The 12,609-nt window shown below is 34.5% G+C and carries 12 protein-coding genes; 8 read left to right on the plus strand and 4 right to left on the minus strand.

The window, feature by feature from the left end; translation table 11 throughout:
* Window positions 1–115: 115 nt before the first annotated feature.
* From NST14_RS03405 to NST14_RS03415, 3 genes are all read left to right on the plus strand, one after another.
* Window positions 116–1,375 (plus strand): helix-turn-helix transcriptional regulator, encoded by a 1,260-nt coding sequence (locus NST14_RS03405; protein WP_001187930.1) that lies wholly within the window; start codon window positions 116–118, stop codon window positions 1,373–1,375.
* A 14-nt stretch (window positions 1,376–1,389) separates the two neighbouring features.
* Window positions 1,390–1,518: an NprX family peptide pheromone gene (locus tag NST14_RS03410; protein ID WP_000733137.1), complete on the plus strand. Its 129-nt coding sequence runs from the start codon at window positions 1,390–1,392 to the stop codon at window positions 1,516–1,518.
* Between the two features lie 167 nt (window positions 1,519–1,685).
* Entirely contained in the window at window positions 1,686–3,386 is a 1,701-nt protein-coding gene (locus NST14_RS03415; protein WP_000730398.1) for a M4 family metallopeptidase, read from the plus strand.
* Between the two features lie 63 nt (window positions 3,387–3,449).
* Here the strand turns inward: NST14_RS03415 and NST14_RS03420 are convergent, their stop codons facing one another.
* The gene (locus NST14_RS03420; protein ID WP_000852211.1) at window positions 3,450–3,998 is read right to left on the minus strand and encodes a TVP38/TMEM64 family protein; all 549 of its coding nucleotides are present in this window, start codon (window positions 3,996–3,998) and stop codon (window positions 3,450–3,452) included.
* Between the two features lie 396 nt (window positions 3,999–4,394).
* On the opposite strand from NST14_RS03420, the gene NST14_RS03425 reads away from it, so the two are divergent.
* Both NST14_RS03425 and NST14_RS03430 read left to right on the plus strand, forming a co-directional pair.
* The gene (locus NST14_RS03425) at window positions 4,395–4,913 is read left to right on the plus strand and encodes an RNase A-like domain-containing lipoprotein (RefSeq protein ID WP_000822707.1); all 519 of its coding nucleotides are present in this window, start codon (window positions 4,395–4,397) and stop codon (window positions 4,911–4,913) included.
* A gap of 15 nt (window positions 4,914–4,928) precedes the next feature.
* Window positions 4,929–5,201, plus strand: coding sequence for a hypothetical protein (locus tag NST14_RS03430; protein ID WP_000288788.1), 273 nt, complete (start codon window positions 4,929–4,931; stop codon window positions 5,199–5,201).
* A 48-nt stretch (window positions 5,202–5,249) separates the two neighbouring features.
* On the opposite strand, the gene NST14_RS03435 is transcribed toward NST14_RS03430, so the two are convergent.
* The 3 genes from NST14_RS03435 to NST14_RS03445 form a co-directional block, all read right to left on the minus strand.
* Complete coding sequence (locus tag NST14_RS03435; RefSeq protein WP_000777346.1) at window positions 5,250–6,512, minus strand: VanW family protein; 1,263 nt, start codon at window positions 6,510–6,512, stop codon at window positions 5,250–5,252.
* Between the two features lie 234 nt (window positions 6,513–6,746).
* Window positions 6,747–7,760 (minus strand): LCP family protein, encoded by a 1,014-nt coding sequence (locus NST14_RS03440; protein WP_000834032.1) that lies wholly within the window; start codon window positions 7,758–7,760, stop codon window positions 6,747–6,749.
* A 190-nt stretch (window positions 7,761–7,950) separates the two neighbouring features.
* Entirely contained in the window at window positions 7,951–9,129 is a 1,179-nt protein-coding gene (locus NST14_RS03445) for a NupC/NupG family nucleoside CNT transporter (RefSeq protein ID WP_000668837.1), read from the minus strand.
* A gap of 91 nt (window positions 9,130–9,220) precedes the next feature.
* On the opposite strand from NST14_RS03445, the gene gloA2 reads away from it, so the two are divergent.
* The 3 genes from gloA2 (at window position 9,221) to aspA (ending at window position 12,609) form a co-directional block, all read left to right on the plus strand.
* Window positions 9,221–9,607, plus strand: coding sequence for an SMU1112c/YaeR family gloxylase I-like metalloprotein (gene gloA2 / locus NST14_RS03450; protein WP_001017666.1), 387 nt, complete (start codon window positions 9,221–9,223; stop codon window positions 9,605–9,607).
* A gap of 107 nt (window positions 9,608–9,714) precedes the next feature.
* Complete coding sequence (locus NST14_RS03455) at window positions 9,715–11,013, plus strand: hemolysin family protein (protein WP_000353305.1); 1,299 nt, start codon at window positions 9,715–9,717, stop codon at window positions 11,011–11,013.
* A gap of 162 nt (window positions 11,014–11,175) precedes the next feature.
* Window positions 11,176–12,609, plus strand: a complete 1,434-nt coding sequence (gene aspA, locus NST14_RS03460; RefSeq protein ID WP_000562151.1) for an aspartate ammonia-lyase — start codon at window positions 11,176–11,178, stop codon at window positions 12,607–12,609.

Here is a 12,609-nt window from a genome sequence, read left to right on the forward strand (position 1 = left end):
GGGAAAAAAATGAAATATTGCATATTTTTTAGAAAATTAACATTTATCAATTTATATTTCTCAAGATTTTATGTATTATTAAAGTAATGGGGGTAAATGAGAATGGAGGAGGACAATGCAACAAACATTAGAAAAAATAGGCAAACAAGTCTTTTACAAACGGCTACAGCAAAAAATGACACAAGAAGAATTATGTCAGGGCATTTGTTCTGTCTCATACTTAAGTAAAATCGAAAATGGAAAAATCGAAGCATCAGAAGAGATTCTACAATTGCTCTGCGCAAGATTAGAAATTGCCGTGACGGATTTGAGAGATGTAGAAGAAGATGTGAAGGGGAAGCTGGATGAATGGTTAAATGCATTAGTTCATTTGGACAAGCCACAAGTAGAACGCATATATGAAGAATTACAAGGTGAAATGAAGCATGTTTTGGATTTTGAAATTATAAATTATTATAAGTTACTTTATACGCGGTATTTAATGATGAAGCGAGATTTACCTGCTGTAGAGGAAGAATTGGATAAGTTGAAAAAGGTGTATAAGAAATACTCACCTTTCCAGAAGATGTTATATACGTATAATAAGGCATTGTTATATTCTGTGCAGTACAAATATACACAGGCATTGGAATACTTGTTAAAGACAGAAGCGATGGCGAAAGAGTTAGGTTATTATGAAACAGGAATATATTATAATTTAGCGCTAACTTATAGTCAGATGGAAATAGACCACATGACATTATACTTTGCTAACGTGGCATTAGAAGGCTTTAAAAGTGAATATAAATTCAGAAATATAATTAATTGCAAGTTTTTAATTGCTTTTAGTTACACTAGAAAAAAACAATATAACGAAGCTATGGAAATTTATAATCATATCATAAGGGAAGCGACTTCTTTTGCTGATAAAGATAATATTCTATCTATTGCTTTGAATAATATTGGTTACCTGTATTATCGTCAAAAAAATTATACTAAGGCAAAAGAGTACTATATAGAATGCCTAAAGTATAAAAAAGAAGAGGATATGAACTATATTGATGCTATGTATGAGCTTTCGTTACAGTGTATTCAATTAGGAGAAATCGAGGAAGCGGCTAAATGGATTGAAAAAGGCATCATTGCTGCAAGAAAAGATGATAGATATAAAGGGATGCTATATTTATTATTAAGTTTACGATACAAGCATTTTGAAGAAAGGGATGTTTATAAAAAATTTCTAGAAATAGAAGTAGTTCCTTTCTTTAAAGCAGAGGAAAATATAAAAGATTTAAAGAAAATATACTTAGAACTAGCTGAATACTTAGAAGAATGTTCAGATTTTAAAGAAAGTAATCGCTACTATAAGTTAGCGATAAATTTATTAGAAGAGTAAGGAGGAGAAATAATATGAAAAAGTTAATTGCAGGAACATTTGTAGTTATGGCGATTGCGGCGGTGGTATTGGATATTCAGTATGCATGGAAGCCAGATACTCTTGGTCAAGAAGCTAAAACAGTTCAACAAATTAATTCATAATTGAAACCCCCTTTCCAACCGGAAAGGGGTTTTTCAATATTTGTTCCTCAAAATTCTACAAAACTTGAGAAAAAAATTAATTGAATTTTTAGTATATTAATAGTGGAAACATAATGCTAATATGAAACTACTCTTTTTCAAAAAATAATTTATTAGGGGGAAGGTTCATGAAAAAGAAAAGTTTAGCATTAGTGTTAGCGACAGGAATGGCAGTTACAACGTTCGGAGGGACAGGCTCTGCATTTGCAGATTCTAAAAATGTGCTCTCTACGAAGAAGTACAATGAGACAGTACAGTCACCGGAGTTTGTTTCTGGGGATCTAACTGGGGCAACTGGTAAGAAAGCAGAATCTGTTGTGTTTGATTACTTAAACGCAGCAAAAGGTGATTACAAGTTAGGGGAAAAGAGTGCGCAAGATTCTTTCAAAGTGAAACAAGTGAAGAAAGATGCTGTAACTGATTCAACAGTATTACGTTTGCAACAAGTATATGAAGGAGTACCTGTATGGGGGTCTACGCAAGTAGCTCACGTAAGTAAAGATGGTTCTTTAAAAGTATTGTCTGGAACAGTTGCGCCTGATTTAGACAAAAAAGAAAAATTGAAAAATAAAAATAAGATCGAAGGCGCAAAAGCAATTGAAATTGCGCAAAAAGATTTAGGGATTACACCTAAATATGAGGTAGAACCAAAAGCGGACTTATATGTATATCAAAACGGTGAAGAAACAACATATGCATACGTTGTAAATTTAAACTTCTTAGACCCGAGTCCAGGAAACTACTACTATTTCATTGAAGCAGACAGCGGTAAAGTGTTAAATAAATATAATAAACTTGATCATGTAGCAAATGAAGATAAATCACCAGTTAAGCAAGAGGCACCTAAACAGGAAGCGAAACCAGCTGTAAAGCCTGTAACAGGAACAAATGCAGTGGGTACTGGTAAAGGTGTATTAGGAGATACGAAGTCGCTTAATACAACGTTATCTGGCTCATCTTACTACTTACAAGATAATACGCGCGGAGCAACGATTTTCACATATGATGCGAAAAATCGTACTACATTGCCAGGAACATTATGGGTAGATGCAGATAATGTTTTCAATGCAGCGTATGATGCAGCAGCGGTAGATGCTCATTACTATGCGGGTAAAACATATGATTACTATAAAGCTACTTTTAATAGAAACTCTATTAATGATGCAGGAGCGCCATTAAAATCAACAGTTCATTATGGAAGTAGATATAATAATGCGTTCTGGAATGGCTCTCAAATGGTATACGGAGATGGTGATGGTGTAACATTCACTTCATTGTCTGGTGGAATTGATGTAATTGGCCATGAATTAACGCATGCTGTTACAGAGTATAGCTCAGATTTAATCTATCAAAATGAATCAGGGGCATTAAATGAAGCTATTTCAGATGTTTTTGGTACTTTAGTAGAATTCTATGATAACCGTAACCCAGATTGGGAAATTGGTGAAGATATTTATACGCCTGGTAAAGCAGGAGATGCGCTTCGCTCTATGAGTGATCCAACGAAATATGGTGATCCAGATCATTATTCTAAGCGTTACACTGGTACTAGTGATAACGGTGGGGTTCATACGAACAGTGGTATTATTAACAAACAAGCTTATTTATTAGCAAATGGCGGTACGCATTACGGTGTAACTGTAACTGGTATTGGTAAAGATAAGCTAGGTGCAATTTATTACCGTGCAAACACACAATATTTCACGCAATCTACTACATTTAGTCAAGCGCGTGCTGGTGCAGTACAAGCTGCAGCTGATTTATATGGTGCGAACTCTGCTGAAGTAAATGCAGTTAAGCAATCATTTAGTGCTGTTGGTATTAACTAACGATCTAAAGGATAGCTATTAATAAAATACCTCAAAAATAAAGAAGGAGCATAGGCTCCTTCTTTATTTTTTTCTCCATTTTTTCCACAAATAAAACAATCCAATAGCGCCCGCGATTGTTACAATCCACTTCGCTTCATTTGTTCCGTTCATGACATGATAAGCAGAATATACCTCGATTAATAATGCCGGTATTTTACCTATTGTACTGGCAATACTGAAGGATAGTAATGACATTTTGCCTAGAGCTGCAAATAAAGTCACGATACTAGACGGAATGAAAGGAATGAGGCGGAACGATAGGACGAGTAGAAAGGCCTCTCTACCTTCTACATAAAGTAGGCGTTCTACCTTTGGATACTTATTTACTTTGCTGTGAGTGAATTTCTGAAGGCCTATACGATAAATATAAAACGAGATAATAGCCCCTAAGGCCTCACCTGCGATCGAAATAAGGGTTCCGTTTGTTACACCAAAGAGCTGTATGTTAATAGCGGTCAAAAAAATACTAGGGATAACACCTAAAAGGCTAATGACTATGTTGATTAAGATACTAAGTGGAATTGCGATTGAATAATAGTCTGTTAAGAAGTTTTGAATTGTTTCAGCCATTGTTTAAAATCCTTTATCTTTTTTTGCATTACACCATATTTCCATTGTGTAGGCAAGTACAAATTTACATAATGTAGAAAAACGTTAAAAAACACCATTATTATACCTCATATGGGTATTAGGTATATGAAATAAGGGGTATATTTTAATTTTTAAAAAAATACAAATAAAACCTTTATTTAAAAGGTTAATAGATGGTTTTATAGGGAGGTTTAACTCGGGAAATAATCATAAAAACATAGGGGTATATTTATGTAAGGGCGAAAATAGCGGTTTTATGAAAAACGGGTGGTAATTTGGCAAAATAGATGAGGAATTTAAAAATGTTGTATGTTTTTTCAGTGTGAAATTGACTTTTAGTGAAGTTACGATAATAATCATGAAAGAGGTGATATGATGAAACGAATAAGTAGTCTTTTCTTGAGTAGTTTATTGGCATTAATACTGATCTTAAGTGGATGTGCAGGAAAAGAACAAAAAACAGAGAAACAAACAGGGAATCAATCGACATCAGTAGAAAAAATTAGTGATAATATTTTAGACGAAATGGAAGGGCCACCTAAAAATGGTCATACGATTGAAAGACATGTAGGCAAATCAGAAGAAGATTTGAAGAATCGCTTGAAGACAGATAAAGTATCAGCAGCAAGTACATACTATGACAAGGAAACGGCAACGAAAGCTGTAAAAGATAGTTTGAAGCAGCATGATAAGGAAATTCAAGATTGGTTAAAAAATTCTAAAGAGGCTCGTCTCGTATTAAATACAACACATTCATTCCCGGTTGGAAAAACGGTAATAAAGAAAAATATGAATGTAAAAGACAAGTTAGTCAAAACTGTTACTGTTTTAGCGAGAGATAAGTCAGGGGATTTAGGATATAAGATCATTACTTCTTATCCATCTGATAAATAAGAAGGGGGAGTAAATATGTATACGACATTACAATATTTTTTCAAATCGTATTGTACGTTAAGTATCCATGAAGATGAAATAGTAGGCGTGATGGAAGAGTTTATAGAGCAAGAAGACGAAGAAATTGTTTTGAAATTACGCGATGAATTATTATATATGAAGAAAAAGGATGCTTGGGAAGAGGCGTGCGTACTAGCTGCGAAGCAAGGAAATCGTATGTGGTCGTTAGAAGAAACGAAAGACCATCTTGCAACCTTTTTATTATTATTGCAAAAGAAAAAGGCGTGAGTAGATCACGCCTTTTTTGTTTTTGAAATTTTTTTGTTTGATAGTGTCTTATTGTTTTGGAGCGCTTTTATATACGCTTTTTGAAATTTGTCCATTAGATATTACTTCACCGTTTTGTGTAACTTTTTTATATGTAACTGCTGTTATTTTATCATTAGTCCTACTAATTACTTGAGAAGAAACTTCAACATTTTTACCAGTATTTGTGCCGAAAATACGTGTAGTAATACTACCTCCATTTGAAAATGCTTGAATATAAATATGATTGCCTGTATTATTTTTAAATTTTAAATCTGGACCATAATCTGCTACTGCTGCATCTTGCCCAAGTGGTAAATAATTTACGGGCATAGAATGGTTGCTTCGAGAAACAATTCCTAAATCTGCTCTTAAAGCTGCGCTATATAAAGTACTACTCACTTGGCAAACGCCTCCGCCTGCACTTTGTATAACTTTCCCTTGTGAATATACAGCTGCGGATTTATAACCATGAGCAGCATCCGTTACGCCAACGCGGCCATTAAAACTAAATGTTTCATCAGGTGCGACAATCACTCCACTTAAAGTATTAGCTGACTTATTTACGTTAAAGGATTGATTCCCATTACGGCCAGCCATTGGAGTTGAATATTCAGCAATTACTTCTTTAATCCCCATTTTCTGTATATCTTCTGTAGAACGTTCAGGCTTTAATAGTGTAACGGGTAATGTAACGTCAGATGTGCCAGAAGTAATGGCTTGCCGCGTTAAATCAGTTAACTTTTCTTTATCGATTTTTTCTCCATTTTGGCTCTGGCTAATATTTACTGTAGTGCCTTCAATACTTAATTCTGCATTAACAGGATTTTTTAATGTTTCATTATATTTATCCTTCATAAAGCTTTCATAAGCAGTTGTATTTAATTGAGGTGTTAATTTATAGTCACGTTTTAATTCGCCGTTCTCAGCTTGTTTCCGCATTTTGTAACGATTTATTGCGTTGCCTTCTTGTTCTTTAAAGATTTTGTCGATAATATCTTTTTCTTTATAATTTATCCCTAAATCTTTCCATGTGTAAGTTTGTTTATCGTTTTGGAATATGTACGTAAGTGATTTTTGATCTAATTCAGTGATTTTTTGATTAATAATAGCTTGAATATCTTTTTTATTTTTTCCATCGAGAGAAATACCTTCAAATGTAGTATTGGGTAATGCAGTAGTATCTAATTGATTATTTAGTTTGGATACATATTGATATCCGCCAACACCGCCAACACAAAGTAATATGCCTCCAGCAATTGCAGAACCGATCAGTATTTTACTTAGCTTCATTTATTTCCCCCCAGAAATTTTTGTATAAATATATGTATTACATTTTTTGTATAAAAATGATGAAAATAACATTATGTACGTACTAGTATACTATTATTTTCACTGTGTGTGTAATGTTTTTATAAAATATGTTACACTGTTGTAATAATTGTCTCTTTTTGTCACAATGTGTACGAGAAATATGTTGAAAATTATAATAAAAAGGCTGTCTAGAAAGTTCTAGCAGCCTTTTTATTATAATTTTTTATGTTCATTTTTATTCGTAACACCGAGATGTTCTTGTAGTGTTGTCGAAATATTATCGACGCTTTTTTCGTTTGGAACGTAATAATAAATACCACCTATATATTTATCAGTACCTTCTACTTGCAATTTGTCCATTTTTAAGTTTGAACCCATTGAATTTTTCGCAATTGTCATCATATCATCAAAAGTTAAATTTGTTTTTAAGTCTTTATCAACAGCGTCTAATAAACCACCGATTTTATTAATGGAATTCAGAGATAATGCCTTTTCAGCAATAGCTTCTAAAACAAGCTGTTGTCGTTGACCGCGCATATAATCACTATCGATATGACGAGTTCTCGCTAGTGCCAGTGCTTCTTCTCCATTTAAATGTTGACGTCCCTTTTTAAGGTGAATTGCATCTGCTTCATCTTTACTATTTTGTTCTGTGAACTCCACTGGAACATCTACAGTAATGCCACCAAGGGAATCAACAATTTTGATAAAGGATTTAAAGTTGAATTTTACATAGTAATCAACTGGAACATCTAAAAATTTCTCAACTGTATCAATCGTGCTGTCTACACCACCGAATACGTGCGCATGTGTAATTTTATCGTATTTATCACGTGATTTAATATAGACACGTGAATCACGTGGAATACTGACAAGCTTAACAGATTTATCGTTTTTATTAATGGTTGCAAGTAATAGTGCATCTGTACGAGTTGCTTTCCCATAATTTTTGTCCCTAATATCACTTTCATCAACACCCATAATAAGTACGGAAATGTTGTCAGTCATAGGTTTAACGGCTTTTTCACGTTTGCTGGATTTGTCTCCGCGGCCAAGTTCAGAATAGGCATTACTTAGAATTGATTTTGCTTTACTGTATATATGGAAGGAGTAGCCTCCTGCTCCAAGTGCTATAATCAGTAATGGAATAAGAAGGAACCAAAGTAGACGTTTTTTCTTTGAGCGTCCCTTTTTGGCTCGAGTATCTTTGTGCATATCGGATTTCATCATTTTTTCTCCTTTAAAACTATCAAAGTATATACATCTAGAAGCGCATTTAAACACATAAAAAATATTGTACGCTAAATAAAAGCGATTGTACATGTATAAAAAATAGATGTCTTGATTATTTATAAAGACATCTATTCGTTATTGTATACAAAAGATAGGGATAAGAAAATGATAAAATTTTACCTAATTACAACATAATGCTTACGATAATTGCAGATAAAATGCTAACGAGAGTCGCTCCGTATAGTAATTTAAGGCCAAATCTGGCAACGACGTTTCCTTGTTCTTCGTTTAATCCTTTTACCGCACCTGAAATAATGCCGATAGAAGAAAAGTTGGCAAAAGAGACGAGGAAGACAGAAATAATACCAACTGTACGAGGAGAAAGGCTATTAGAAATTTTACTAAGATCCATCATTGCTACAAATTCATTCGTTACAAGCTTCGTTGCCATAATGCTACCAGCCGCGACAATTTCAGAACTTGGTACACCGATAAGAAACGCAATTGGTGCAAAGACGTAGCCGATTAATTGCTGGAAAGTAATGCCGAATATAATGAGGAATAGATCATTAATGCAGCTCATTAATGCGACGAATCCGATAAGCATAGCACCGACAACGATAGCTACTCGAAAGCCATCTAGAATGTACTCTCCAAGCATTTCAAAAAAGCTTTGCTTTTCGCCTTTTAGTTCTAAAATATCTTCGTCATCCCTCACGTCGTAAGGGTTAATGATAAGTACGATAATAAAGCCGCTAAATAAATTGAGAACGAGTGCGGTTACTACATATTTAGGTTCGATCATTGTCATATAGGCACCTACGATAGACATAGATACAGTTGACATGGCAGATGCACAAAGTGTATAAAGACGGTGTTTTGGAATTTGAGCTAATTGTTTTTTGACCGTAATAAAAACTTCTGATTGGCCGACAATGGCAGATGCGATAGCATTGTAAGACTCTAATTTCCCAAGACCATTTATTTTGCTAAGGAAGTAACCGATCCAACGAATGAAAAATGGTAGTATTTTGAAATGTTGTAGTATACCAATTAAGACGGAAATGAAGACAATTGGTAATAAGACAGTAAGGAAAAAGGGCATTTCACCTTTATTGGCAAGGCCGCCAAATACGAAGTTTATACCATCAGCAGCATACTCGAGTAGCTTTGTAAACAAACTGGAGATGAACCGAATAAGTATGAGACCGATTTCTGTATTCAATAATAAATAGGTTAAAATTAACTGTATAAGAAGCATGATGAAAATAGGTTTAAATTTAATATGCTTCTTATTGTTACTAGCGATATAAGCAAGGAAGAAGACGACGATAAGTCCTAAGAAAAAGGTAATAAATTTCATAGTAAGCCCCCTAAAAGAGATATTCTGCTATATATGTTTTTCATTTCAAGGGAGAATATGCATCTTTGGTAAAGAAAGGAATAGAGAGAGTATGAATATATGTAGAGTACACCACGTTGCAATTATTTGTTCAAATTATGATGTGTCAAAAGATTTTTATACTAGGATATTAGGTTTTGAAGAGGTAAATGAGGTATATAGAAAGGAACGAGATTCTTATAAGTTAGATTTATGTGTAGGGGGAGAGTATCAAATTGAATTATTTTCATTCCCAAGTCCGCCTGAGCGCCCGAGTTTTCCAGAAGCGTCTGGACTTAGGCATTTAGCATTTGCTGTTACAAATATAGAAGAAGCCGTGCAACATTTAAGTCAATGTGGTGTTGAAACTGAGGCGATACGTATTGATGAGATAACCGGGAAAAAATTTGTTTTTTTCCAAGATCCGGATGGTTTACCTTTAGAATTGTATGAGGTTTGAAATTGGTGAATTTTATATAGGGTTGCTTTTGAGTAAATGAAGAAACTAAAGTGAAACTTCTTTTTTAAAGGAGGTGTCACTTTAGCTAAGAAAGCTAAAGGATATATGTGGATATTTTAAAATTACTGATGGTAGTCATTCTTATTGCATTAACAGGTTTTTTTGTAGCTGTTGAGTTTGCAATTATTAAGGTGCGTAGCAGTCGTATTGACCAACTCGTTAGTGAGAAACGACGAGGAGCATTGGCAGCAAAAAAAGTAACTTCAAATTTAGATGAATATTTATCAGCATGTCAGTTAGGTATTACCATTACCGCTTTAGGGCTTGGGTGGTTAGGCGAGCCGACTATAAAACATTTACTAGAGCCGTTGTTTTTAAAACTACACCTATCTTCTGCAATTGCAAGTACCGTTTCATTTATTATTGCTTTTGCAGTTATTACGTTTTTACATGTTGTTATTGGTGAACTTGCTCCTAAGACGTTCGCCATACAAAGAGCAGAGCAAGTTAGTTTATTATTATCGAAACCACTTATTTATTTTTACCGAGTAATGTATCCGTTTATTTGGGCTTTAAATGGTTCAGCAAGGCTTGTAACAGGGTTATTCGGATTACATCCGGCTTCTGAACATGAAGTTGCTCATTCGGAAGAAGAATTACGATTAATCTTATCTGAGAGTTATGAGAGCGGAGAGATTAATCAAAGGGAATTTAAATATGTAAATAATATTTTTGAATTTGATAATAGAGTGGCAAAGGAAATTATGGTGCCTCGTACGGAAGTTGTAGGTTTATATGAGGACGAACCATTTGAAACACATATTAAAATAATCGCACAAGAAAAATATACGAGGTATCCTGTATTTGGTGAAGATAAAGATGAAATCATTGGAATGGTTAATGTAAAGGATTTATTTATTCGTTATATGGATGGTAATCGGGACGAGGAGTGCTCGATTATGCCATATACAAGGCCGGTCATTGAAGTGCTAGAAAATATTCCAATTCATGATTTACTATTACAAATGCAAAGAAAACACATTCCATTAGCTGTGTTGTATGATGAATATGGTGGTACAGCTGGGATTGTTACATTAGAAGATATTTTAGAAGAAATTGTTGGGGAAATTCGAGATGAATACGATGAAGATGAACACCCGCCTATAGAGCATATAAGTGAAGGGTGTAAAATTGTAGAGGGGAAAGTGCTTATTAGTGAAGTAAATGATTTATTTGGCATACACTTAATCGCTGATGATGTAGATACAATTGGTGGATGGATTATGGTACAAAAGCAAATCGTTGCTGAAGGAGATATTATTGAAAAACACGGCTTTTCTTTTAAAGTTCTGGAAAAAGATATGCATCAAATTAAACGAGTGGAAATAAAGAAGGGAGAAGAATGATTTTCTATAAAAGGTATATATAGAAAATTAAATGTTTGCGCTTTCAAAAAAGGTACTATATAGTGAAGGTGGACACTGAAAAATTCTTCTGAATGATACTCGTATTTTTAGAGGGCGAATTTTTTAAATAGGGATTTAGAATGAAAAGTATAGGTGATGAAAATGATAGCAACGAAGGATATACGTATAGAAAAAGATTTTTTAGGTGAAAAGGAAGTACCAAGTAGAGCTTATTACGGTGTACAAACATTACGTGCGGTAGAAAACTTCCCGATTACAGGATATCGCATCCATCCGTCACTCATTACGGCAATGGCAATTGTGAAAAAAGCGGCGGCACTTGCAAATATCGATACTGGTTACTTGGCGAAAGACATTGGACATGAAATTGCGGAGGCAGCGCAAGAAATTGTTGATGGGAAATTCCATGATCAATTTATCGTAGATCCAATTCAGGGCGGTGCTGGAACTTCTATTAATATGAATACAAACGAAGTAATTGCTAATCGAGCGTTAGAACGTATGGGATATGAAAAAGGCGAGTATGCAAAAATTAGCCCAAATACGCATGTAAACATGGCTCAGTCAACGAATGATGCGTTCCCAACGGGAATTCATATTGCAACTCTTATGATGTTAGAAGAACTTCTTATTACAATGGAAGAACTTCATGCTGCTTTCCGTGCAAAAGCAAACGAGTTCGATCACGTCATTAAAATGGGACGTACGCATTTACAAGATGCTGTTCCGATTCGTCTTGGACAAGAATTTGAAGCGTATAGCAGAGTGCTTGCGCGTGATATAAAAAGAATTAAACAATCTCGCCAACATTTATATGAAGTGAATATGGGGGCGACAGCTGTTGGTACGGGATTAAATGCAAACCCTACCTACATTGAACAAGTGGTTAAACACTTACGAACATTTAGCGGATTCCCACTTGTTGGTGCAGAGCATTTAGTTGATGCAACGCAAAATACAGATGCATACACAGAAGTATCTGCAGCGTTAAAAGTATGTATGATGAATATGTCTAAAATTGCGAACGACCTTCGTATTATGGCATCTGGTCCACGTGTTGGATTGGCGGAAATTCAATTACCAGCTCGTCAGCCAGGTTCATCTATTATGCCAGGTAAAGTAAATCCTGTTATGGCAGAAGTAATTAATCAAGTCGCTTTCCAAGTAATTGGTAATGATCATACAATTTGCTTAGCGTCAGAAGCAGGACAACTGGAGCTCAACGTAATGGAGCCTGTGCTTGTATTTAATTTAATTCAATCTATTAGTATTATGAATAACGGATTCCGTGTATTCCGTGAATATTGTATTAAAGGAATTACAGCAAATGAAGAACTGCTGAAACAATATGTTGAGAAAAGTGTTGGAATTATTACAGCAGTTAACCCTCATATTGGTTATGAAGCAGCATCACGTATTGCACGTGAAGCAATTGAAACAGGAAAATCTGTTCGGGAGTTATGTTTAGAACATGGTGTACTGACAGAAGAAGAATTGGATATTATTTTAGATCCATTCGAAATGACGCATCCTGAAATTGCTGGAGCTTCTTTACTAAAGAATAAGAAGATGTAA

The organism is Bacillus sp. FSL W8-0519 (genome assembly GCF_038005585.1).
GTDB classification, from domain to species: Bacteria; Bacillota; Bacilli; order Bacillales; family Bacillaceae_G; genus Bacillus_A; species Bacillus_A paranthracis.